The organism is Pseudarthrobacter sp. NPDC080039 (genome assembly GCF_040702335.1).
Classification (GTDB): Bacteria; Actinomycetota; Actinomycetes; order Actinomycetales; family Micrococcaceae; genus Arthrobacter; species Arthrobacter enclensis_A.
This window is the reverse complement of the sequence record NZ_JBFBKY010000005.1, coordinates 155899-180328: the sequence shown is the minus strand read 5'-3', so window position 1 is coordinate 180328 and position 24430 is coordinate 155899. Positions and strand designations below refer to the sequence as shown.

Annotated in this window: 18 protein-coding genes; 8 read left to right on the top strand and 10 right to left on the bottom strand. The window is 65.5% G+C overall.

Annotated elements, in window-relative coordinates:
• Positions 1 to 58: 58 nt before the first annotated feature.
• The 3 genes from purM to AB0313_RS08385 all read right to left on the bottom strand — a co-directional run bounded on the left by purM (position 59) and on the right by AB0313_RS08385 (position 3256).
• Positions 59 to 1204, bottom strand: coding sequence for a phosphoribosylformylglycinamidine cyclo-ligase (gene purM / locus AB0313_RS08395; RefSeq protein ID WP_141945564.1), 1146 nt, complete (start codon positions 1202 to 1204; stop codon positions 59 to 61).
• The gene (gene purF, locus AB0313_RS08390; RefSeq protein WP_141945566.1) at positions 1201 to 2871 is read right to left on the bottom strand and encodes an amidophosphoribosyltransferase; all 1671 of its coding nucleotides are present in this window, start codon (positions 2869 to 2871) and stop codon (positions 1201 to 1203) included. The genes purM and purF overlap by 4 nt, the downstream gene beginning before the upstream one ends.
• A 70-nt stretch (positions 2872 to 2941) precedes the next feature.
• Complete coding sequence (locus AB0313_RS08385; RefSeq protein WP_141945568.1) at positions 2942 to 3256, bottom strand: hypothetical protein; 315 nt, start codon at positions 3254 to 3256, stop codon at positions 2942 to 2944.
• A 295-nt stretch (positions 3257 to 3551) separates the two neighbouring features.
• Between AB0313_RS08385 and AB0313_RS08380 the strand changes: the two genes are divergently transcribed.
• The 6 genes from AB0313_RS08380 to fdhA all read left to right on the top strand — a co-directional run bounded on the left by AB0313_RS08380 (position 3552) and on the right by fdhA (position 12162).
• Positions 3552 to 4637 carry an S-(hydroxymethyl)mycothiol dehydrogenase gene (locus AB0313_RS08380; RefSeq protein ID WP_366304818.1) on the top strand — a complete coding sequence of 362 codons (1086 nt, stop codon included), beginning with the start codon at positions 3552 to 3554 and terminating at the stop codon, positions 4635 to 4637.
• Entirely contained in the window at positions 4637 to 5257 is a 621-nt protein-coding gene (locus AB0313_RS08375; RefSeq protein WP_366304816.1) for an MBL fold metallo-hydrolase, read from the top strand. The genes AB0313_RS08380 and AB0313_RS08375 overlap by 1 nt, the downstream gene beginning before the upstream one ends.
• Positions 5258 to 5358: 101 nt before the next feature.
• Positions 5359 to 7713: an FdhF/YdeP family oxidoreductase gene (locus AB0313_RS08370; protein ID WP_366304814.1), complete on the top strand. Its 2355-nt coding sequence runs from the start codon at positions 5359 to 5361 to the stop codon at positions 7711 to 7713.
• A gap of 377 nt (positions 7714 to 8090) precedes the next feature.
• The gene (locus tag AB0313_RS08365; RefSeq protein WP_366304812.1) at positions 8091 to 9395 is read left to right on the top strand and encodes an aromatic ring-hydroxylating dioxygenase subunit alpha; all 1305 of its coding nucleotides are present in this window, start codon (positions 8091 to 8093) and stop codon (positions 9393 to 9395) included.
• Positions 9392 to 10810, top strand: coding sequence for a ferredoxin reductase (locus AB0313_RS08360; RefSeq protein ID WP_141945579.1), 1419 nt, complete (start codon positions 9392 to 9394; stop codon positions 10808 to 10810). Before AB0313_RS08365 ends, AB0313_RS08360 begins: the two co-directional genes overlap by 4 nt.
• Positions 10811 to 10947: 137 nt before the next feature.
• Positions 10948 to 12162, top strand: coding sequence for a formaldehyde dehydrogenase, glutathione-independent (gene fdhA, locus AB0313_RS08355; protein WP_141945583.1), 1215 nt, complete (start codon positions 10948 to 10950; stop codon positions 12160 to 12162).
• 162 nt (positions 12163 to 12324) lie between these two features.
• On the opposite strand, the gene AB0313_RS08350 is transcribed toward fdhA, so the two are convergent.
• The 6 genes from AB0313_RS08350 to purU form a co-directional block, all read right to left on the bottom strand.
• Entirely contained in the window at positions 12325 to 14832 is a 2508-nt protein-coding gene (locus tag AB0313_RS08350) for an FAD-dependent oxidoreductase (protein WP_366304810.1), read from the bottom strand.
• Between the two features lie 229 nt (positions 14833 to 15061).
• Entirely contained in the window at positions 15062 to 16504 is a 1443-nt protein-coding gene (locus AB0313_RS08345) for an MFS transporter (protein WP_141945589.1), read from the bottom strand.
• Positions 16505 to 17019: 515 nt separating this feature from the next.
• A complete protein-coding gene (locus tag AB0313_RS08340; protein ID WP_366304808.1) occupies positions 17020 to 17925 on the bottom strand; it encodes a bifunctional 5,10-methylenetetrahydrofolate dehydrogenase/5,10-methenyltetrahydrofolate cyclohydrolase in 906 nt (301 codons plus the stop codon).
• Positions 17922 to 18596, bottom strand: coding sequence for a cyclodeaminase/cyclohydrolase family protein (locus AB0313_RS08335; RefSeq protein ID WP_366304806.1), 675 nt, complete (start codon positions 18594 to 18596; stop codon positions 17922 to 17924). The genes AB0313_RS08340 and AB0313_RS08335 overlap by 4 nt, the downstream gene beginning before the upstream one ends.
• Positions 18597 to 18598: 2 nt before the next feature.
• On the bottom strand, positions 18599 to 21091 hold the full coding sequence (locus AB0313_RS08330; RefSeq protein WP_366304804.1) for an FAD-dependent oxidoreductase: 2493 nt from the start codon (positions 21089 to 21091) through the stop codon (positions 18599 to 18601).
• Between the two features lie 50 nt (positions 21092 to 21141).
• On the bottom strand, positions 21142 to 22047 hold the full coding sequence (purU, locus tag AB0313_RS08325; protein WP_366304802.1) for a formyltetrahydrofolate deformylase: 906 nt from the start codon (positions 22045 to 22047) through the stop codon (positions 21142 to 21144).
• A 123-nt stretch (positions 22048 to 22170) separates the two neighbouring features.
• Between purU and AB0313_RS08320 the strand changes: the two genes are divergently transcribed.
• Entirely contained in the window at positions 22171 to 22851 is a 681-nt protein-coding gene (locus AB0313_RS08320) for a GntR family transcriptional regulator (protein WP_141945605.1), read from the top strand.
• Positions 22852 to 22985: 134 nt separating this feature from the next.
• Complete coding sequence (locus tag AB0313_RS08315; RefSeq protein WP_366304800.1) at positions 22986 to 23261, top strand: hypothetical protein; 276 nt, start codon at positions 22986 to 22988, stop codon at positions 23259 to 23261.
• 169 nt (positions 23262 to 23430) lie between these two features.
• On the opposite strand, the gene AB0313_RS08310 is transcribed toward AB0313_RS08315, so the two are convergent.
• Positions 23431 to 24408: an ABC transporter substrate-binding protein gene (locus AB0313_RS08310; protein WP_366304799.1), complete on the bottom strand. Its 978-nt coding sequence runs from the start codon at positions 24406 to 24408 to the stop codon at positions 23431 to 23433.
• Positions 24409 to 24430: the final 22 nt, after the last annotated feature.

Here is a 24430-nt window from a genome sequence, read left to right as displayed (position 1 = left end):
TTTCTGCTTAAAAGCGGAGGCTCCCCACCGGTTCAGTGGGGAGCCTCCTGTTGGCTGGCTAGGCGTAAGCGTTGACCAGGCGGACAGCGCCGCCGTCCACGCCTTTGGCGCCCTGCACGTAGTCGGGGCCGGATTTCACGATGGAGTCGGAATCTTCGGCAACCGTGCCCATGACCCAGGAGGGCAGGCCGCGGTCGTTCAACCGTGCGACGGCGGCATCGGCGGCTTCGGGGGACACGATGGCCACCATGCCGACGCCCAGGTTCAGGGTGCGCTCGAGGTCTGCCAGGGGAACGTTGCCCAGTTCAGATACGAGCTTGAAGATGGCGGGCAGTTCCCAGGTGGCGCGGTCCACCGTGGCCACCAGGCCCTGCGGCAGGACGCGGGCAAGGTTCGCGGCGAGGCCGCCGCCGGTGACGTGGCTGAAGCCGTGGACGGCGGCGCCGGCGCTGACCGGGAAGGTCCGGGCCAGGTCCAGGCAGTCGGCGGCGTAGACGCGGGTGGGTTCCAGGAGTTCCTCGCCCAGGGTACGGCCGAGTTCGGAGACCTGCCGGTCCAGGGCCCAGCCGGCGTGGTTGATGACGCGGCGGACCAAGGAGTAACCGTTGGAGTGCAGGCCGGACGATGCCATGCCGATCACAACGTCGCCGGCGCGGACACGGTCCGGGCCCAGCAGTGCGTCCGCTTCCACCACGCCGGTGGCTGCGCCCGCAACGTCGTATTCGTGTTCGCCCAGCAGGCCAGGGTGCTCAGCGGTTTCGCCGCCCACCAGGGCGGTTCCCGCCACAGAGCAGGCGGAGGCGATGCCGCGGACGATTCCCGCGATACGCTCCGGAACCACCTTGCCGCAGGCAATGTAGTCAGTCATGTAGAGCGGTTCGGCGCCAACCACCACGATGTCGTCGACAACCATGCCCACTAGGTCGAATCCGATGGTGTCGTGGATGTCCATTGCCTGTGCGATGGCAACCTTGGTGCCCACACCGTCGGTGGACGTTGCCAGCAGGGGCTTCTTGTAGGTCAGCAGCTGTGAAACGTCGTAAAGGCCGGCGAAGCCGCCCACCCCGCCGATCACCGAGGAGTTGTGGGTTGCCTTGACGGCATCCTTCATGAGCTCAACGGCGCGGTCCCCGGCTTCAACGTCCACGCCTGCGGAGGCGTAGGTGATGCCGGAGTTTTCTGCGGCGGGGCTAGCGGAAGTCATACGGAGTCCTTCTTGTCGGCGCTGGTGGCGGCGTGTACGTCGGGCACGAGGTCGGCTTCGGTCAGCAGGTTCTCGAATTCGGAGTCCGGGCCCGGATCGCAGCCCGTGGCACCGGCCTTCTCCGCCGGATCCTCGGTGGCGTCCACGGCCAGGGCGGCGGTTTCGCCGGGAAGCGCCGACGGCGAAGGCTTCAGGCTCCCCAGGTCGGTGCGCTCCAGCAGGTTCTTGCCCAGCTTGTCGGCGTCCGGAAGCTTGATGGGGTACTTGCCGGTGAAGCAGGCGGTGCAGAGGCGTTCGCGCGGCTGCCGGGTTGCCCCGATCATGCCGTCCTCGGAGATGTAGGCCAGGGAGTCGGCGCCGATGGCCTGGGAGATCTCCTCGATGGTGGCGCCGTTGGCGATCAGCTCCGCGCGCGATGCGAAGTCGATGCCGTAGAAGCATGGCCACTGGACCGGCGGGGAGGAAATTTTGACGTGGACGGCGGCGGCGCCGGCTTCCCGGAGCATCCGGACGATGGCCCGCTGGGTGTTGCCGCGGACGATCGAGTCATCCACCACCACAACGCGCTTGCCGCGGATCACGGATTCAAGGGCGTTCAGCTTGAGTCGGATGCCCAGCTGGCGCAGGGTCTGGGAGGGCTGGATGAAGGTGCGGCCCACATAGGAGTTCTTGACGAAGCCGTGGGCGAAGGGGATGCCGGATTCCTCGGCGTAACCCACGGCTGCGGGGGTGCCCGATTCCGGGACGGGGATGACGATGTCTGCAGCCTGCGTGTTTTCCCGGGCCAGCTGGCGGCCCATCTCCACTCGGGATTCGTACACGGAACGGCCTGCGATGGCGGCGTCCGGGCGTGCAAGGTAAACGTACTCGAAAACGCAGCCGGCCGGCGTCGGCTCGGCGAAGCGCTTGGACCGCACGCCCTGCTCGTCGATGGCAATGAACTCGCCCGGTTCGATTTCGCGGATGAAGCTGGCACCCACGGTGGCCAGGGCGGACTGTTCCGAAGCCACAACCCAGCCGCGCTCCAGCCGCCCCAGGACCAGCGGGCGGATGCCGAAGGTGTCGCGTGCCGCGTAGAGGGTGCCCTCGTCCATGAAGACGAAGCAGAATCCGCCCTTGATCTTGGGCAGGAGCTCGGTGGCGGTTTCCTCCAGGGTCTTGCCCGGTTCGCCTTCCAGCAGCGCGGTGACCAGGGCGGTGTCCGAGGTGTTGCCCTGCTTCATTTCGCCGGTGAGCTGGCCGCCGTTGCGTTCGGTGATCATGGCGTTGAGCTCGGCCGTGTTGGTGAGGTTGCCATTATGGGCCAGGGCAACGGTGCCCGTGGCGGTAGCGCCGAGGGTGGGCTGGGCATTGGCCCAGTGGCTGGCGCCGGTGGTCGAGTAACGGCAGTGGCCGACTGCCAGGTGCCCCGTGAGGGTGTTCAGGGTGGTCTCGTCGAAGACCTGGGACACGAGTCCCATGTCCTTGTAGACGTTGATCCGTTTACCGTCGCTCGTGGCTATGCCAGCCGACTCCTGACCGCGGTGCTGCAGTGCATACAGCCCGTAATAGGTTAGTTTTGCTACTTCTTCGCCTGGGGCCCAGACGCCGAAGACGCCGCAAGCGTCCTGCGGGCCTTTTTCGCCGGGGAGAAGATCATGGGAAAGTTTTCCATCGCCGCGTGCCACTGGTCGATTATCTCACGACATGGGGTATGACTTTTGCGCCGCCCGTTTATGACCCGCAGCGGGCAGCCCGCTAAGCCAAGGGATCAGTGTCCGGCTCAGAATCGGAGACGGCCTCCACCACGGCCCGTTCCTGCCGTTTGACGCTGCGGCGGTCCAGGACCAGCGCAAGTGCGGCACCCAAAAGAGCGCCGCCGGCGGCAAACATCACCATGAAGAAACCGAAGACTGAACCGGGATCGAAAGTGGCGTCCCCCGGCAACGCGTAGGCCACGATTGCGGCGGCCACCACACCCACCAGCGCGCCCACGATCAGGAATGGAACGTACTTGGGTGCCCGGCGGACGGTCACTTCGCGCCGCTCGGCAGGGTGTTCTTCAAAAGACATGCCATCCAGCCTACTGCCCCGGCCCGAGTCGACACAGCGCACCTTCCAGCCCTGTGTACGTCCCGTCTTTCACTGGCCGGTAACTGATATATCTATTGACACGCGGTGTGGCCACTGCCATATTCGTGAGGAAGCGTCTGGTGCGCCCGGTTGCGCAATACGCAATTTCACTCGATGGTGCCGTATTGGTGTGCCGACCCGGGACGTGGTTCCCGGGGAGGGCAGGTCAGCTAGATTGGCTCTTGGTGCCGACTCCCGCGGGATCCGGCCGGATCCCGGAAAGGAACACAGACTCATGGTTCATAAAGTTCAAGCAGTAGTGGTCAAGGAGAAGAACGCTCCGGTGTCGCTGGAGACCATCCTGGTGCCGGATCCGGGCCCGGGTGAGGCTCTGGTGGACATCCTGACCTGCGGTGTCTGCCACACTGACCTGCATTACAAGCAGGGCGGCATCGGCGAGGATTTCCCGTACCTGCTGGGCCACGAGGCCACCGGCGTGGTCAGTGCTGTGGGCCCGGACGTGACGTCCGTGGCACCGGGCGACAAAGTGATCCTGAACTGGCGTGCCGTGTGCGGTGAGTGCCGGGCATGCGCCAAGGGCCAGCCGCAGTACTGCTTCAACACCCACAACGCCACCCAGAAGATGACGCTTGAGGACGGTACGGTCCTGTCCCCGGCGCTGGGCATCGGTGCTTTTGCGGAGAAGACGCTCGTTGCCGCCGGGCAGTGCACCAAGGTGGACCCCGAGGCAGACGCCGCCGCGGTGGGGCTGCTGGGTTGCGGCATCATGGCCGGCATCGGCGCGGCGATCAACACCGGTGAGGTCAAGCGCGGCGAGTCCGTCGCGGTGATCGGCTGTGGCGGCGTGGGCATCGCAGCGATCGCCGGCGCGAAGCTGGCGGGTGCGACGACGATCATCGCGGTGGACATCGATGACAACAAGATCGCGATGGCCAAGTCCCTCGGCGCCACCCACGGCGTGAACTCCCGGCAGGAAGACGCCGTCGAGGCCATCCGGGCCCTCACCGGAGGCCACGGCGCGGACGTGGTGATTGACGCCGTCGGCCGTCCTGAAACCTATAAGCAGGCGTTCTACGCCCGCGACCTTGCCGGCCGCGTGGTCCTGGTCGGTGTGCCAACGCCGGACATGACGCTGGAACTGCCGCTGCTGGACGTCTTTGGCCGCGGCGGGTCGCTGAAGTCCTCCTGGTACGGCGACTGCCTGCCCTCCCGGGATTTCCCCATGCTCGTCTCGCACTACCAGCAGGGAAACCTGGACCTGGACGCCTTTGTCTCCGAACGCATCAGCATCGACCAGGTGGAGGAGGCCTTCGAAAAGATGCACGAGGGCAAGGTCCTCCGTTCCGTGGTGGAGATCTGATGGCGGTAAGCATCGAGAACCTGGTCACCTCGGGCACGTTCTCGCTCGACGGCGGCACCTGGGACGTGGACAACAACGTCTGGATCGTGGGCAACGATGAGGAATGCGTCATCATCGATGCGCCCCACGACGCCGCCGCGATCATCAACCAGGTCCGCAGCCGCAAGGTCAAGGCCATCCTGCTTACGCACGCGCACAACGACCACATCGGCGCCGCCCGCGAAGTCGCCGACGCGCTGGGTGCCCCTATTTACCTGAACGCCGAGGACCTGGTGCTGTGGGAACAGGTCTACCCGGACGCCAAGCCGGACCACTACCACTCGGACGGGGACGTCTTCGAGGTGGGCGGGGCAACCCTGCGGGCGATCCACACCCCGGGCCACTCGCCGGGATCCACCTGCTTCTACCTCGAAAGCGAAGGAACGGTCTTTACCGGGGACACACTTTTCAATGGCGGCCCGGGAGCCACGGGGCGGTCCTACAGCGACTACCCCACCATCCTGGCCTCCATCCGCGAACGGCTGCTGACCCTGCCGGCCGACACCGTGGTCCGTACCGGCCACGGCGAGGACACCACCATCGCGGCGGAACAGGAAACCCTGGCAAAGGTCCCGCAGTAACCCGCAGCAATCATTGATGCGTCAGTGAAAAGCGCGCCGGGAAACCCCGGCGCGCTTTTCACTGACCATCAAACAGCAGAGCCGTAAAGGAAGTTGGAACGATGAAGTTCGGTAAGCAGGCCGCCCCCGTCGCGGACATCAACGAGGACAACCTCGAAGTCCACAAGCCAAAGACCGAGGCCGCCGGGGTCAAGGCCGTGATGGTGGCCCTGGAGCGCGCCGTGGCGCAGGCGGGCGTGACGCGTACGGCCCAGTCCCTGCTGCGGTTGAACCAGCGCGGCGGGTTCGACTGCCCGGGCTGTGCCTGGCCCGAATCGGACAAGAAGCGCAAAGCGGCCGAGTTCTGCGAGAACGGCGCCAAGGCAGTGGCCGAAGAGAACACCCTGCGCACCGTGGGGGCCGACTTCTGGGCCACACACTCGATTGCTGAACTTTCCACGAAGACCGAGTACTGGCTGGGCAACCAGGGGCGCCTCGCCGAACCGGTGGTCATCCGGGAAGGGGAGACGCACTATTCGCCGATTTCCTGGGCGGACGCGTTCGAGTTGATCGGTGAGCATATCCGGGCCAGCACCCCTGACCGCTGCGTGTTCTATACCTCCGGGCGCACCGCGAATGAGACGGCGTTCCTGTACCAACTGTTCGCCCGGTCCATCGGGACCAACAACCTGCCGGACTGCTCCAACATGTGCCACGAATCCTCGGGGTCCGCGCTGAACCCGACCATCGGGATCGGCAAGGGCACGGTGTCCCTGGATGACATCCATGATGCTGAGCTGATCTTCGTCGTCGGGCAGAATCCCGGCACCAACCATCCGCGCATGCTCTCTGCGCTGAAGGAGTGCAAGGACAAGGGCGGCAAGGTGGTGGCCGTGAACCCGCTGCCCGAGGCCGGCCTGTTCAACTTCCGCGACCCGCAGACGCTGTCCGGTGTGGTGGGTGGCGGCACGCCCTTGGCCGACGAATACCTGCAGATCAAGGTCGGCGGCGACCTGGCATTGTTCCAGGCGCTTGGCCACCTGCTCCTGGAAGCCGAGGAACGGAACCCGGGGACCGTCGTCGAGCATTCCTTCATCGCCGCGCAGACGGACGGCTTCGACGCCTACCGTGACGCCCGCGCCGCCCTGGATTGGGATGAGACGGAGCGCGCCACGGGCCTGGCCCGGGAGCAGATCGAAAAGGTCGCCGGCATGCTCATCAAATCCAAGGCCTCCATCTTCTGCTGGGCGCTGGGCGTGACCCAGCAGCCGCACTCGGTGGACACCATCAAGGAGATGGTCAACGTCCTGCTGCTGCAGGGCAACTTCGGCAAGCCCGGCGCGGGCGCCTGCCCTGTCCGCGGCCACTCCAACGTCCAGGGCGACCGGACCATGGGCATCTGGGAAAAGCCCAGCGAAAAGCTCCTCGCCGCTATCGACGCCGAATTTGGCATCACGTCCCCGCGGCACCACGGCTACGATGCAGTCGAATCCATGGAAGCCTTCGAACGGGACGAAGTGGACGTGTTCGTTTCGATGGGCGGCAACTTCTCGCTCGCCTGCTCGGACACCGAGGCCCTGGAAGCGGGGATGCAGCGGATCGGGCTGACCGTCCACATCTCCACCAAGCCCAACCGCTCGCACGTGGTGCACGGACGCACCTCGCTGATCCTGCCCACCCTGGGCCGCACGGACAAAGACGACAAGCACCCCAAAGGCGCCCAGTTCCTCTCCGTGGAGGACTCCATGTCCGTGGTCCACTCCACGCAGGGCCGCCTGACCCCGGTCTCGGAGCACCTGCTGGCCGAGCCTGTGATCGTCGCCCGGATGGCGGAGGCCACGTTCGGCCCAGAGCACCCGGTGGACTGGCAGGCCATGGCGGAGGACTACGACGTGATCCGCGACCACATCGCCCGCGTGCTGCCCGGCTTTGAGGACTTCAATGCCAGGGTCCGGACCAGGAACGGGTTCGTGCTGCCCAATCCGCCGCGCGACTCCCGCTCCTTCGCCACCGACATCGGCAGGGGCCGGTTCACCGTCAGCCCACTGGAGTACCTGACGCCGCCGCCGGGACACCTGGTGCTGCAGACCATCCGCAGCCACGACCAGTACAACACCACCTTCTACGGCCTGGACGACCGCTACCGGGGGATCTCCGACGGGCGCCGCGTGATCCTGATCCACCCCGAAGACCTGGCCGAGTCCGGGTTCCAGGACCGGGAGCTGGTGGACGTGATCAGCACCTTCCAGGGCGTGGACCGCAGGGCCAATAGATTCCGCCTTGTGGCCTACCCCACCGCAAAGGGCTGCGCCGCCGCCTACTTCCCCGAGGCCAACGCCCTGGTCCACAAGGAGAATGTTGCCCGGGTGTCCAATACCCCCGGCTTCAAGGCCATGTTCGTCCGCTTCGAACCGCATCAGGGAGAGGTGGCGGCGGCCCAGGCATCCGCGGGCGAGCTGGCAGGGACGCCGGCTTAGCGCGCCAGTACATCCACAACCTAAGGCCCGCGACGACGGCACACCGGCAGCCCGGTGTGCCGTCGTTTTAATGCCGCCGTTTTCGGGCCTGGAGCGCGCGCGCCAGGGCTGCAAAGCGCGCTGTCGCGGCACCCCACGTAATGCTTTTTCGTCATATCTGAAATTGATTGACAGTGGGCATGGCAGGAGTCACACTGTTGCATATGGTGATCGCTGTTGCGTTGGATGCTTCCAGAATCTCGCTGGAGTCATCGTTTCTGTTCCCGATGGACCTCCCCACGTTCGGGACCAGGATGTCGTGGACATTCCCTGTTGCCCCGCCTGCTCCGTAATCACCCCAAATCGCTTACTACCCAGCCCTATTCGGGAGGAAACACATGACTACCTCAGTGAACGCGCCCCTCAGCGCACGCGGAAAACTCGCGTCAACAATGCCTGCCGAGCAGCTGGCTGAGATCACCGAGCTCTTCGCCCTGCGGCGCACCGGCTACTCCCTGGACGCCCCCTTCTACACCGACCCCACGATCTTCAAGCTCGACATGGAGGCCATCTTCGGCCAGCACTGGATCTTTGCCGGCAGCGTTGCCGAGCTGCCGGAGCCGGGCGACTACATCACGGTGGACTACGGCCCCTACTCCCTGATTGTGCTGCGCACCGACGAGGGCGACGTCAACGTCCTCCACAACGTCTGCCGCCACCGCGGTGCACGTGTCCTGACCGAGGCTGCCGGCTCCACCGGAAACCTGGTCTGCGGCTACCACTCCTGGACCTACTCTCCCGAGGGCAACCTGATCCACGCCTCCGCCCCAGGCGAGGCGAAGTTCGACAAGAACTGCTTTGCCCTCAAGCGCGCCCACAGCCGCGAGGTTGCCGGGCTCATCTTTGTCTGCATCGCGGACGTTCCGCCCGCGGACTTCGACGAGACCGCCAAGATCTTCGAGCCCTACCTGGCACCCCACGACCTGGCCAAGACGAAGATTGCCTACCAGCAGAACATCATCGAAGAAGGCAACTGGAAGCTCGTCATGGAGAACAACCGTGAGTGCTACCACTGCGACGGGCACCCGGAGCTGGCCTGCTCGCTCTTCCCCACGTGGGGCCTGACCGAGGGACTGATCCCGACCCACCTCGAAGAGGTCTGGGACCGCAACAAGCAAGCCCAGTCCTCCCTTGAGGAGCGCTGCCGCCGCTACGGCTTGCCCTACGAGGTGGTTGAGGAACTCGATACCCGCATTGCCGGTATCCGCATCTCCCGCGAATCCCTGGACGGCGAAGGTGAATCGTTCTCGGCCGACGGCCGCCGGCTCTCCAAGAAGCTGCTCGGCGACCTGCCGGACTTCCGCCTGGGCCGTTGCTCGATGCACCTGCAGCCCAACAGCTGGTTCCACTTCCTGGGCGACCACGTCATCACGTTCGGTGTCTTCCCCATCAACGAGCACCAGTCCCTGGTCCGCACCACCTGGCTGGTGGCTGACGACGCCGAGGAAGGCGTTGACTACGACCTCGACAAGCTCACCTACACCTGGAAGCAGACCAACCTGCAGGACAAGGCGTTCGTGGAGCTGTGCCAGCAGGGTGCCGCCAGCCCCGCCTACGAGCCCGGCCCCTACATGAAGAGCGAATACCAGGTGGAGGCCTTTATCAACTGGTACGTCCAGCGTGTGCAGGAGCACTTGGCATGATTGAGGTCCTCTCTGAGACGGCCGTCCAGGAACCACAGCGCATCCGCGGCCTTGAAATGCCGTGGAACCGGGTGATGGGCAGCCACGAAGGACCGGCCAGTGCAGCCAAGGCCCTGGGCCCGTGGCACCCGCAGGAGTTCATGGCCGAATGCGTCGAGACGGTTCCCGAAGCGGGCGGCATGATGACGTTCGTGTTCCGCCGCTGCGACGGCGCGCCCCTGGCGTTCCGCGCGGGCCAATACGTGAACATCGCCTTCCCGGTGAACGGAGACGACCAGGAGCCGGTGGACCGCAGCTACTCGCTGTCCAGTTCACCCACGGAACCGTGGACCTTCAGCGTCACCGTCAAGCGCGACGCCGGCGGACTGGTTTCCCCATGGGTGCACCAGAACGTCAGGCCCGGCACCGTCCTGGACATGCTGGGACCCGTGGGGGCCTTCCACCTGCCCGACGCCGACCGGCGGGCCCGGTACCTGTTCCTGGCCGCCGGCGCCGGCATTACCCCCATCATGTCGATGCTGCGGACCATCCACTCCCTGCCGGGGACCGCCGACGTGGTGGTGCTCTACCACGGCGCGGAAGCCGGCGGCTTTGCCTTCCACCGGGAGCTGGCCTACATCGCCTCCGTGGACTCGCGGGTCAAGGTCTTCTATGCCCTGGGCGACCGCGGCAGGCCCGAGGACTGGGAAGGCTTCAGCGGGCGGCTGACCTCAGCCATGATCGACGAGGTGGCGCCCGACGCCAACGGCCGGCAGGTGTACGCCTGCGGACCCGAGGGTTACCTGAACACCGCCACTGAACTGCTCAGGAACGTGGGCGTCGACGATACTTCCATCTACATGGAGTTCTTCTCCGGCGACCGGCAGACCCTCCTTGAATACCAGGCCGAGCTCGCACTGGCCGCGGACATCGCCGAGGAGATCGCTGAGGAGATCGCGGAGTCCGCAGGGGACTACTTCGAAGGCCAGCCCGCAGCGTTCGGGATCTACGAGCCCGGCTATGACGACGATGGAACCCTTCAGGCCAACGGACTGGCTCTGGAAGCCGCCACCCCGGAAGCCCCCGCCGCCGGCACCCCGGCTGTGGGGACGGAGGCTGCGGCCCCGGAGACCCAGGTCCCTGACGCCTCAAGCTTCGACACCGTGGGTACCGGCAGCCTCACTCTGTCCTTCATGCGCACCGGGATCAATGTCCGGATCGACCCGGAGGAGCACATCCTTGGGGTGGCGCAGCGTGCGGGTGTCCGGATTGGAGCCAACTGCAAGGAGGGCATGTGCGGCTCCTGCAAGGTGGTCAAGCTGTCCGGGGAGATCGACATGAACCACCAGGGCGGAATCCGCAAACGGGAAATTGATGCCGGCAAGTTCCTTCCCTGCTGTTCCACGGCGCGCACCGACATGGTGATCGACGCCTAGCCGTTCCCCGAACCGGCGGCCGCCCCGCGCAGCCCCAAGATTCACCGCAAGTGAAAAGTAAGACCACACGGAAGGCCTGAGGCACCCAGCGTCAGGCCTTCCGTGGCAACCGAACGCCAACCATAGGAGCCATGCCCATGTCAGGTAACAAAGCTGTTGCGTACAAGGAGCCCGGAGTCGTCGAGGTCATCGACACCCCGTATCCCTCGTTTGAACTGAAAGCCGGCCCCGGCGTCAATCCCGCTAATGTCGGCCGGAAGGTCCCGCACGGCGTCATCCTGCGCACCGTGAGCACCAACATCTGCGGGTCCGACCAGCATATGGTCCGCGGCCGCACCACTGCCCCCGCCGGCCTCGTCCTGGGGCACGAGATCACCGGCGAAGTCATCGAGACCGGGCCGGACGTCGAGTTCATCAAGGTCGGGGACATCGTTTCGGTCCCCTTTAACATTTCGTGCGGGCGCTGCCGGAACTGCAAAGAGCGCAAGACCGGGATCTGCCTGAACGTGAACCCGGATCGTCCCGGCTCTGCCTACGGCTATGTGGACATGGGCGGCTGGGTCGGTGGACAGGCGGAGTATGTCCTGGTTCCGTACGCTGACTGGAACCTCTTGCGGTTCCCGGACCGGGACCAGGCGCTGGAGAAGATCATGGACCTGACCATGCTCTCGGACATCCTGCCCACCGGCTTCCACGGCGCCGTCACGGCCGGGGTAGGCGTCGGGTCCACCGTGTACGTTGCCGGAGCCGGCCCCGTAGGCCTTGCCGCGGCCGCCAGCGCCCAGTTGCTGGGAGCCGCGGTGGTCATCGTGGGCGACCTCAACGAGGACCGCCTGGCCCGGGCCCGGTCCTTTGGCTGCGAAACCGTCAATGTGGCCAACGGCGACCCCGCAGACCAGATCGAGCAGATCCTCGGTGTCCGGGAGGTCGACTCCGGCATCGACGCTGTCGGCTTCGAGGCCCGCGGACACGGCCACGGCGCCCAGGAAGCACCGGCCACGGTGCTTAACTCGCTGATGGACCTCACCACTGCCGGCGGCTCTGTGGGCATTCCCGGCCTCTACGTCACGGGCGACCCGGGAGCCGCGGACGAGGCCGCCCGGAAGGGAAGCCTGTCCCTGTCCCTGGGCACCGGCTGGGCCAAGTCCCTGTCCTTCACCACGGGCCAGTGCCCGGTGATGAAGTACAACAGGCAGCTGATGATGGCGATCCTGCATGACAGGATCCAGATCGCCAAGGCGGTCAACGCTACGGCCATTTCGCTCGACGATGCCCCCCGCGGATACGCGGAGTTCGACGCCGGAGCTGCCACGAAGTATGTCCTGGACCCGAACGGTTACCTGAACAACTGATATCCGGAGCCCGGTTTCTGAAGAGCATGGGAGCCAGTCCCAAGGATCTACCTTGGGACTGGCTCCTTTTTCGTTGCCGACAGTGCGCTCCGCGGGCAACAAAAAGGTGGTTGGGCCTGCCGGTCTCAAGCAGGCCCAACCACCTGGTGTGGTTAGGGCAAATCAGCCGCGCAGGCGTTCCATGCCCGGGTCAAAGAGCGGCTCTGCGCTGACCGTGGCGGCTACGCGGCGGCCGAAGTACTCGATCTCCACGGCGTCCCCTTCAGATACGGACGAGGGCAACCAGGCGTAGGCGATCGGCTTGCGGACGGTGAAGCCGTAGGCCGCGCTGGTGACGTACCCAACAGCTTCCCCGCCCACGTACACCGGTTCCTTGCCCAGCACCACTGACGTGCCGTCGTCGACCGTCAGGCAGCGCAGCGTCTTGGCGGCCGGCTGTTCCTTGCGGACGGCCAGCGCCTCGGCGCCGACAAACCCGGTCTTGTCCTTGGCCACGGAGAAGCCCAGCCCGGCCTGGTACGGGTGGTGCTCGGAGTTCATGTCGGTGCCCCAGAGCCGGTAGCCCTTTTCAAGGCGCATGCTGTTGAAGGCGCCGCGTCCGGCGGCGATGATGCCGTGCTCCTGGCCGGCCTCGAAGAGCAGGTCCCAGAGCTTGAGCCCGTACTCGGCGGTGGTGTAGAGCTCCCAGCCGAGTTCGCCAACGTAGGAGAGCCGCATCGCCGTAACAGGGATGCCGCCCACCGAGATCTGCTTGGTGCGGAAGTACTTGAGGCCCTCGTTGCTCAGGTCGTCCGTGCTGACCTTGCCAATGACCTCGCGGGCCAGCGGACCCCACAGTCCGATGCAGCAGGTGCTGCCGGTGATATCGGTAACGTGGACCCACTGCGCGGGATCCGCCGCCGATTGCCGGCGCGCCTCCACCCGAAGGTAGTCGAAGTCAACGTTGCTGTTGACGCCCAGCTGGAACTCTTCCTCCGCGAGCCTGGCCACGGTCACGTCGCTGCGGATGCCGCCGTCGTCCGCCAGCAGCAGGCAGTATGTCACGGCACCCGGCTTCTTGGCGATGTTGCCCGTGCTGAGCCGGTGCAGGAGTGCCTGGGCGCCGGGTCCGGTGACGGCGAGCCGCTTCAACGGCGTCATGTCGAAAAGTCCGACGGCGGTGCGCGTCTTCCACGCTTCGGCGGCGGAAATGGGGGAGTGGAACATGGCGGACCACTCATCGCGCTCCGGGGCCTGCCATTCTTCCGGCAATTCGGCCAGGAGCCCGCGGTTGGCTTCGAACCAGTGCGGGCGTTCCCAGGCGGCGGACTCCAGGAAGAAGGCACCGAGCTCCTTCTGGCGGACATTGAAGGGGCTGACGCGCAGGTCCCGCGGCGATTCGCGGGGCTGCAGCGGGTGCAGGACATCGTAGATCTCCACGAAGTTCTGCTGGGAGGTCTCGCTGACGTACGCGTCGGAGGTCTGCACCTTCTCGAAACGGGTCAGCTCGCAGCCATGCAGATCGGTCTGCGGGTGGCCGTCGATGATCAGTTCTGCCATGGCCTTGGCAACGCCGGCGGAGTGGGTGACCCAGACGGCCTCGGCCACGAAGAAACCCTGGAGGTCCGGTGCCTCGCCCATGAGCGGGCCGCCGTCCGGGGTGAAGGAGAAGATGCCGTTGAAACCGTCCTGGATTTCGGTGCTGCGCAGTGCCGGCAGCAGGTCCTGGCTGTCCTCCCATGCAGGAACAAAGTCTTCCAAGGTGAAGTCCAGGCGGGAGGGCATGCGGTGGTCGGACATGTCCTCGGCAGAGACCTTCGGCAGTGCGGACATGTCCACGGGCATAGGGCGGTGGGCGTAGCTGCCGATGCCGATGCGGTCGCCCCATTCGCGGTAGTACAGGTCCTTGTCCTGGTAACGCAGAATGGGCTTGCTGGCGCCGTTGGGAAGCTCGTTGGCGTTCTCGAGTTCGGCAAGGGGCGTGGTGATGGCGTACTGGTGGGCCAGCGGCAGCAGAGGCACCTCCAGGCCCACCATCCGGCCGAGTTCACGGCCCCAGAACCCTGCGCAGGACACCACGATGTCGGCAGGGATCACCCCGGAGGAGGTCTCGACGCCGGTGACCTTGCCGCCCTCCTGGACGATGCCGGTGACGGTGGTGGAGCCGCGGTAGGTGACGCCGCGTTCCCGCGTGCGCGCGATCAGCAGCTGCACGGCCCGGGCCGCCAGGGCGAGCCCGTCCGTGGGGATGAGCAGGCCGCCCAGGACCTCGCGGCCACCGGAAAGCTTGCCGGCGTTCAACAGCGGGTAGATCTTTTCGCATTCGTCGGCGTCGATGATCCGGCTTTCGACACCCCAGGAAGTCATGACGCCCATCTTGCGCTTGAGGTCGGCCAGGCGCTCCGGGGTGGTGGCCAGCTCCAGGCCGCCCACCTGGTTGAAGCAGGACTCGCCGTCCTTGCTCAGGGCGAGGAGCTTGTTCACGGTGTAGGTGGCGAACTGCGTCATGGTCCTGGACGGATTGTTCTGGAAAACGAGGCCCGGGGCGTGCGACGTGGACCCGCCTGCCAGCTCCAGCGGGCCCTGCTCGACGACGGTGATGTTGTTCCAGCCGCGGCTTGCCAGCTCGTCGGCGAGGTTGGTACCGACGATGCCGGCTCCGATGATGACGACGCGGGATGATGCGCTCATAATTCGTGGTTCTCCTGGTTGCTGCTGGGGTCCGCCTGACCGGGTGATGAATTTGCTTCGCTATGAGCAACGCGCATCACTATATGCAACAGGGTGGCGCAGCTCACAGATGATGTCAAGGGTTTCCTGCTTTGTTGCGAGGGCTGGCAGCACTGTGTCGGAAGGCAGCAAAGAGGCCTCCGCCGCTGGTGCGGCGAAGGCCTCTTGCAGTGACCGTGCGGTCCCGGTTTCAGTGTGAGAAATCTGTTGAGATCTCGGCCAGGGTGCGCCCCTTTGTCTCAGGGGCGAGCCATTGGGAGAGGATTGCGCCGAGCAATGCGACAGCAGCAGCTACGACCATGCTTGGGCCCATGCCGATATTGCTGATCGCCCACGGCAGCGCGAAGGTGCCGAGTGCGGCTCCGATACGGCTGAAGGCCGCGGCAAAACCCATGCCGATGCCGCGCAGGTGGCCGGGGAATACCTCGGCCGGATAGACCTGGGTCAGCGTGGTGTACCCGGCATTGAAGAAGGAGAAGGCGAGAAACAGGCCGAGCACGAGGATTGCTGGTGCGTCCGCCCAAACTCCGATGACCAGCAGGATGCCCGCGCAGAGCCACTGCCCGGGCACGGTGAGGATTCGGCGGCCGAGCTTGTCGATCAGAAGCACGGTGGTGACAACACCCGCGGTCGCAAGTGCGGACAGGCCGACACCGCCGGCCCAGCCGCCGCCGAAGCCGAATTGGTTGAGCACGTCGTCGGCGAAGGTCGCGATCGCGAAGTAGGGCGTGACCGCGCAGAACCAAAAACCTGAGGTGAAGAGGGTGGTGCGCCAGTTCTGCCTCGAGAACAGCATGCCGATGGAGGCGCCCTTGATTTTGGTCCTGCTCTGCGCGGCCTGGGCCTCCTGGACCATCCTCAGATCGATCTCTTCGGTGATGCTGTTGTGCATCTGGGGCGATTCGACGTATCTGTGTGCGATCGCGAGTGCTTCCTCACGCCGCCCCTTCGTAATGAGCCAGCTGGGCGATTCGGGGAGGCCGAAGCGGGCGAAGAACAGGACGAATGCGAGTATCGTGCTCGTGCCGATGACCAAGCGCCATGGGGTGCCGGCGTCGTGCAGGAGCGTGCCGATGATGAATGCCATCATGAAGCCGACGTACCAGGCGATCAGGGTCAGCCCGAGCAGCCGCCCGCGGAGCTTTGGCGGGGAGAACTCCGACAGCAATGGCCCACCGATGGAGTACTCGCCGCCGATCGCGACGCCCATCAAGAATCGGATGATGGCCAGCTGGATCACCGCTCCGTCTCCGGAGGTTACGAAGAACTGTGCCGCGGAGGCGACCAGGAACAGGCCCATGTCCACGAGGAACATTGGCTTGCGGCCAAACTTGTCAGTGGCCCAGCCAGCCAGTGGGGAGCCGACGAAGATACCAGCCAGCGGGCCTGCGGCGATCATGCCCAGGGATAGTGCGTCGAGGTGGAGCTCGGACCGCATGGGTCCGGTGACGGGGCCGATGATTCCGAGGATGTAGCCGTCGAGGAACATCCCGCCGATGAACACAGCAACAAGCCGCACCATGAACCGGCGTTTGAACCTGGAGCTCGTCTCGGGGGATGATTTCGGCGCCGCCCCCGGGTTCCGGCGCCCCGTACTGCTTTGATCGATGGTGCTGCCACCTTTGATAGTCATAAACAGTTTCCTTCAGTGATTTTGGCGCTGCCGCGTGGATGCTGACAACGTTGTGCGGCCGATGCGCGGGCCACGGCTCTCCTTCGGACCGGGCCGGCAGGAATTCGTTCGGCTGTTTACAAGGCCATCACGGGCCGAGCCGGGGGACGCAAGGAGCATAATCCGGGCGAGCTTCGTTCCGTGATGATCAACAACCTTCGCTGTATGCAACAAAATGGTGCGCTAGCTCACACTCAATGTCAAGAGCGTGACCTGTGAAAGGCAGAGTATGTAAGCGTCCTTGCCTATTGTTCCGGGGCAAGCCGAAGGACCTGCCCGCTGGGGTAGGGGGACGGGCCGGCTGTCAGTCCATTGGGCGGCATCCAGGCCCCTCCTTGCCAAGCCACCGGCACCATGCCGGTGGCGGGGCCCCGTTTTCCGAAAACGGTGCTTCGATGAGGAATACCTCCCCAGGTCTTAGGCCCATCGAAGCACCTTTCACGGAAAACGGGACGTCCCGCTGCGACAGCCGGGCCCTAGCTTGCCGTCTCCAGGACGGGGACCCCTGGATCGCCGGCCGGCAGCGGCGGGGGTGACGATTGGCGGCGCGCCGCCTCCACGGTATGGAGCAGCAGCAGCGCGGTGGTGACGGATCCGACGCCGCCCGGAACCGGACTGAGCGCAGCTGCAACCCCGCGGACGCTGTCCGCGTCCACGTCGCCCACCAGGGATCCGTCAGCCAGGACGTTGGTGCCCACATCGATCACCACCGAGGCGGGGGAGACGTGGCGGCCGTTGAGCAGGCCTGTCCTTCCCGCCGCGACCACCAAAATGTCAGCCCCGGCTGTGTAGCGCTCCAACGGCCCGGAGCGCGAATGGCATACCGTCACGGCAGCGTCGCGTTCCAGCAGCAGGAGGGCAAGCGGCTTTCCCACCACTGCCGAGCGGCCCACAACCACGGCGCTGCGGCCCGCCACCGGGATGCGGTAGTGCTCAAGGATCTCGACGACGGACCGGGCCGTGGCAGGCGCGAAGGCCGGCTGCCCCACGGCCAGGCGGCCAAGGCTCAGCGGGTTCGCCCCGTCGATGTCCTTTTCAGGCGGGATCAGGCCCACCAGGGCATCGGTGTGGACGCCGGCCGGCAGCGGCGTCTGCAGGATGATGCCGTGCACCGACGGTTCGGCGCCCAGGTCGCGCAGGACGCCGGCCAGGACCTGCTCCGTTGCGTCGTGCCCCAGGTCGATGACCCGGCACCCGATTCCGGCCGCCTCCGCGGCACGCTCGATGGAGCGGACGTACCAGTGGGTGGACCCGTCGTCGGTGGCGATGACCACCGCCAAGGCAGGATGGATGCCGCCCTGCCCGAGTTCCCGGGCCTGTTCCCGGGCACGGCGCCGGATGTCTCCGGCCAGTTCCTTTCCGGAGAGCGACAGGGTGCTCATTGAAGGATCCTTTCCCGTACCCGCGCCACCAGGGCGTCCGCAGCCGCCACGACCTCTTCCTCGATGCCGTCCGTCTGGTCCTTGAGCAGCGAGCGCATCGTTCGGTCCTTGATGGCCACGACGTTGATGTCGATGTTGACCCGTGCCGTGGTGGCGGCAGCGCGGGCCGCGTCTGCTGCTGCCGCCACGTCGCTGATCACGTTCGGATTGGCCACATCGGCCAGCCCGGTTGCGAGCTCCACCACCGCGCCGGCCAGCTTGACCAGCTGGGCGGGGGTCTGTGCCGCCTGCACCAGCGCTGCCTGGATGGCTGACGATTTGGCGGCCTTGAGCTCTTCGGTGTCAGAGGCAAGCCGGTACGCGTCGATGACGGCCTGGAAGACCTGTTCATCGGAGTCGGCCAGGCGCAGTGCCTCCGACGAGAGCTCATCGGCCACCGTCGTGGTCCGCTCTACCAGTGCTGCATGCTCTGCGTACTTGGGGCCAGTGGTGTAGCGCGCCACCATGGCCACCAGGGCCGCCCCCTGTGCGGCGTGGAGTGCGGCGGCCGCCCCGCCTCCCGGCGTGGGTTGCCGGGAGGCGAGCCGTGCGAGGTAGCTGCCGATGGTTTCGGTACCGATCGACCCCGTGCCGGCGGCCGGCAGTGCGCTGTTCGCTTGCTGTTCCGCCATGGTCAGCCGCGCAGCCGGGACATGGTGGGGTCGTACAGCGGATCCTGGGTGACGGTGGCCACGATGCGGCGGCCGAAGTACTCGATCTCCACCGAATCGCCGACCGAAACGTCCGCGGGCAGGTAGGAGTAGGCAATGGGCTTGCGGACGGTGTATCCGTAGGCCGCGCTGGTGACATAACCCACCGCTTGGTCCTTGTAGAACACCGGTTCCTTGCCCAGCACCAGGCTGCGGCCGTCGTCGACCGTGAGGCAGCGCAGGCGGCGTCCGGAGCTTTCCTCGGTGCGGCCCTCCAGGGCTGCCTTGCCGACGAAGCTGTCCTTGGCCATCTTCACCGCGAAGCCGAGGCCGGCCTCGAAGGGGTCGTGTTCGGTGGTCATGTCGGTGCCCCAGGAGCGGTAGCCCTTTTCCAGGCGGAGCGAGCTGAAGGCGGCCCGGCCCGCCGCGATGATGCCGAACGGCTGGCCGGCCTTCCACAGCGCGTCCCAGAGGCGCTGGCCGTTGTCGGCGCTGGTGTACAGCTCCCAGCCGAGTTCCCCGACGTAGGACAGGCGCATGGCGGTGACCGGTACGCCGCCGATGACGACCTTCTTGGAGCGGAAGTACTTCAGGCCATCGTTGGAGAAGTCGTCGCTGCTGACCGCGCCGACAACCTCACGGGCCAGCGGACCCCAGAGGCCGATGCAGCAGGTGCCGCCGGTGGTGTCGCGGACCTGGACCCAGTCCCCGGCGCTGCCGCTTTCGGTCTGGTGCCGGGCTGCCCGATCAAAGTAGGCGGTGTCGATGTTTCCGTTGGCGCCGAGCTGGAAGGTCTGCTCATCCAGGCGGGCTACGGTGATGTCGCTTCGGACGCCGCCCTGCTCGTCCAGCAGGAGCGTGTAGGTGACGGCTCCGGGCTTCTTGTTCAGGTCCGCGGTGGTCAGTTCCTGCAGCAGCTTCAGGGCGCCGGGTCCGGAGATCTCCAGGCGCTTGAGCGGGGTCATGTCGTACATGGCGACGGCGGTGCGCGTCTTCCATGCCTCGGCCGCGGCAATAGGCGAGCTGAACATGCCGGACCAGGAGTCGCGGGCCGGCGGCTGCCAGTCTGCGGGCATCTCCTTGAGGAGCTCGGCGTTGGCCTCGAACCAGTATGGGCGTTCCCAGCCGCCGCCTTCCAGGAAGTAGCCGCCCAGCTGCTTGTGCCGGGCGTGGAAGGGGCTGACCCGCAGGTTGCGCGGGGAGAGCTTGGGCTGGAGCGGGTGCAGGACGTCGTAGATCTCCACGAAGTTCTGCTGGGAGGTTTCGCTGACGTACTCGGGGGTCAGCTGGACTTCCTCGAAGCGGTGGATGTCGCAGTCGCCCAGGTCGATGGAGGACTTTCCGTCCACCAGGAGCTCGGCGACGGCGCGGGCGATGCCTGCCGAGTGGGTGACCCATACGGCTTCGGCCACGAAGAAGCCGTCCAGTTCCTTGGACTCGCCCACCAGTGAGCCGCCGTCCGGGGTGAAGGAGAAGATGCCGTTGAAGCCGTCCTCGATTTCACTCTCGGCCAGGGCCGGCAGGATCTGCTTGGTTGCTTCCCAGGCCGGCAGGAAGTCCTCGAGGGTGAAGTCCAGGCGGGAGGGCATGTTGTGTTCGCTGATCTCGTTCGGCTTGAAGCTGCCGAGCTCGTCCAGGTCCACGGGCATGGGCTTGTGGGCGTAGGAGCCGATGCCGTAGCGGTCGCCGTGTTCGCGGTAGTAGAGGTCCTGGTCCTGGTGGCGGAGGATGGGCAGCCGCGCACCGTTGGGCAGCTCGTTCTTGCCTTGCTGTGCCGGAACCGGGGTGGTCTTGACGTACTGGTGGGCCAGGGGCAGCAGCGGCACGGACATGCCGATCAGCTCGCCCACCTTTGCACCCCAGAAGCCGGCGCAGGAGACGACGATGTCTGCCGGGATCACGCCGTCGGGCGTCTGGACGCCGGTGACCCGGCGGCCGGACTGCTCGATGCCGGTCACTTCGGTGTTGCCGATGTACTTCACGCCGGCGGCCTCGGTGCGCTTGATCAGGAGCTGTACGGCGCGGGCGGCCAAAGCGAGGCCGTCACTGGGGACGTGGAGGCCACCGAGGATGTCCTCTTCGTTAATGAGGGGGTAGAGCTCCTTGCATTCGGCGGGGGAGAGGATGGAGCCCTCAATGCCCCATGAGGAGGCATAGCCAAGCTTGCGCTTCAGGTCCGCGAGGCGGGTTTCGGTGGTGGCAACTTCCAGCCCGCCCACCTGGTTGAAGCAGCTGACGCCGTCCTCGGTGAGGGACAGAAGCTTCTCCACTGTGTACTTGGCGAACAGCGCCATGGACTTGGAGGGGTTGGTCTGGAAAACCAGGCCGGGGGCGTGGGATGTGGAACCGCCCGGCATATTCAGGGGGCCCTGGTCCAGGACGGTGATGTTGTTCCAGCCCCGGGTGACGAGTTCATCCGCCAGGTTGGTGCCGACGATCCCGGCTCCGATGATGACGATGCGTGGCGACGATTCCATAGAGGTCTCTCCTGCTGCTTTAAGTATTGTGTCTGCGGACGGGCGTGCGGTTACCGGAACACCACGGTGCTGGTCTGATCCAGCAGTACCCGGTGCTGGCAGTGCCAGCGGACGGCGCGGGACAGTGCGAGTGCCTCGGCATCCTGGCCCACGGTGGACAGCTGGGCCGGGCCGTAGGTGTGGTCCACCCGGATGACTTCCTGCTCGATGATTGGCCCCTCATCCAGGTCGGCTGTGACGTAGTGCGCCGTGGCGCCGACCAGCTTTACGCCGCGGTCGTAGGCCTGGTGGTAAGGGCGCGCGCCCTTGAAGCCAGGGAGGAAGGAATGGTGGATATTAATGGCCCGGCCCTCCAGCGCGCGGCAGAGGTCGTCCGAAAGCACCTGCATGTAGCGGGCCAGCACCACCAGGTCGGCGTTGTACTCATCCACCAGCTCCAGGAGCCTGCGCTCGGCGTCGGCCTTGGTGTCCGGGGTGGCGGGGACGTAGATGAAGGGCAGGCCGGCGGCTTCCGCCATGGCGCGGTGGGTCTCGTGGTTGGAAACGACCGCCACCAGTTCGCCACCGAGGCTGCCGCCGCGCCAGCGGAAGATGAGGTCGTTCAGGCAGTGGCCGAACTTGGAGACCATGACCAGGACCCGCTGCTTGGTCTGGCCGTGGAAGCTGAACTTCATGTCGAACCGGCTGGCGATGGCTGCGAATTCTTCTTCGAGCATGGCCGGCGTGTAGTTGGGGGATCCCGAGAACGCGGTGCGCAGGTGCAGGGTTTCGCGGAGGCTGTCGTCGAACTGCTGGTGTTCGTCGATGTTGAAGCCACGCTCGAAGAGGAACGTGGTCACGGCCTGGACGATCCCGGCCTGCTCCTGGCACGACAGGGTCAGCACGAACTTCTGCGCCTGCTCGTCCTTGAGCGCCGGCAGGGTGCTGGTTGCTGCGGTTGCTTCGATGAGGGTCATGTCCCTCCTCCTTCTAGATATATTCAAAAGCACGGAACTGATATATTAGATTGAGTGCCAGCGTATACTCGTCCATAGGCGAGGTCAATAGTTTTTTTCTGGTTTGGGAAGAAGGGGCTCAGCATGGCATTCGAAGCTTTGGCGGTGGCGGACGAAGCTGGCAGGAAGTCGCTGGCAGACGTCGCCTACGAGAGCATCCGCGACTGGCTGCTGACCCTGGAGATCAAGCCCGGCGAGCTGCTGAACGACGAGCTCCTTGCCAAGAGCCTGGGTGTGGGAAGGACTCCAGTGCGCGAAGCCCTGAAGCGGCTGGAGCTGGACCGGCTGGTGAAGACCTACCCACGGCGGGGCACCTTCGCCACCAGGGTGGACGTGACCGACCTTTCCTTCATCTCGGAGATCCGGGCGCAACTCGAGCCCCTCGCTGCCGCGCGGGCCGCCCGGGTTGCTTCCCCGGCGGTCCGGGCCGAGCTGCGTGCCACGCTCGAGAAGGTTGAGGCGTTCGATGTCGCCGCGGCAACAGTGACCGAGACGCTGCAGCTGGACGCCCGGGTGCACCAGGGTATTTACGCCGCCGCTGCCAATCCGCATCTGGAGGACATCTTGATCAGGTATGACAACCTGGCGACGCGGATCTGGTGCATGGTCATTGACCGCCTGCCGGACTTGTCCCACCACGTGCGCGAACACCTCGATCTGCTGCGGGCGGTCATCGACGGGGACGAGGAGCGGGCGTCCGAGCTTGCCAAGGTCCATGTGAGTGGATTCGAGCATGCTGTGCGCGAGGCGCTCTTTAACGCCTAGGGTGGGATGCCTTCCCGACGCGCTGTTGACATGGGGTGTGACCTGGCCCATACTCTGAATCCATATTGATATATCAATCAAATATCAGTGTTGGATTTTTTGAGCGGCGATGGCGCCGGCGAACGGAGCTACCAGTGAATTCCCAAGCAACCATTGAAACCCAACGAGCCGCGAGCGACCTCGAACACGACGGGACGGACGCCGGTAAGACGGACAAGCCGCTCGGCCTGCGCGTGGACTGGGCGCGACTGCCCGGCCACAGTGTCGAGGTGTGGCTGCAGGGGGAGCGGGTGGCCCGCGGGGTGGTGGACCAGGCGGCGGAAGACAATTCCGTGCTCTGGATAGCAGCCGAAGGGATCAGCACCCGTCGCATCTTCGACAAGTCATCGGGCTACCAGGTCTGGCTGTAACCGTCCCTGGCGTACGCAACGCAGATGGTCCTGGGAGTCCATGGCTGGGGGCCAGCGTCGTTCCCGTGACGTGAATGCTGCAAAGCCTATATAAAAAGGCTCCGGCCCCGGCGCTTGAAGCGCCGGGGCCGGAGCCTTCCCATCGTCGTGGGCCGTTAGGGACTGACTGTCAGCTGAGCCACTTGTCAACAGCCGATTGGTGGGCGTCCACCCACTTCTTTGCCGCAGCTTCAGGAGTCATGCCGCCCTGGATGTCCGTGGCCACAGAGTTCTGGTCCTCGTTCGTCCAGGTGAAGCCCTTGGCCAGCTTGGCCGCGGGCGAACCGCTGTCGTCAAGCTTCTTGGAGATCACCTTGTTGAGCTTGTAGGTCGGGTAGTCGCATGCAACGGTTTCCGGGTTCGAATCGCAGCCCTCGGTCCAGGCGGGCAGGTTCACTTTCTTCAGGGGCACCTCGGAAAGGAACCACTGCGGTTCGTAGAAGTAGCCGAGCAGAGGGGTCTTGTTCTGCTGCGCGGTCCGGAATGACTGGATCAGTGCCGCCTCTGAACCCGCGAACACCACTTTGTAGTCCAGGTTCAGGTTTTTAACCAGCGCCTCGTCATTGGTGACAAAGGCGGGATCGCCGTCAAGGACCTGTCCCTTTCCACCGGACTCCGAGGTGGTGAACAGGGACGCGTATTTGTTCAGGTTCTTGCCGTCGGTGATGTCCGGGTACTTTTCTGCCATCCATGGCGGAACGTACCAGCCGATGTGCCCTTCGTTGCCGGTGGGGCCGGCATCAACAGCCACCTTCTGGTCCGTTATGTACTGCTTGGTCAAGTCGGCGTGGCCCCAGTTTTCCATGATGACGTCCACTTCACCGGAAGCGAACCCCTGCCAGGAGACCTGTTCGTTAAGGTCTTTCTGGACCACTGTGCAGCCCAGCTTGTTTTTTGCCACATAGCTGTACACGGCAGCGTCTGCCGTATAGCCCACCCATGCGTTCATGGCCACATTTACGGTGCCGCAGGGGGTTCCGCTGGCGCCGGCGGCCGCTGCCGTCTGGTTCACCGACGCGCCACCACAGCCCGCGAGGAACAGGGCGGCCGCAGCGGCTCCAGCCATTGCCGGCAGGGTGCGTTTTATCAGCCTTTCAGCTTTCTTCATCTTGGGTCTCCTTGTTGGGGTG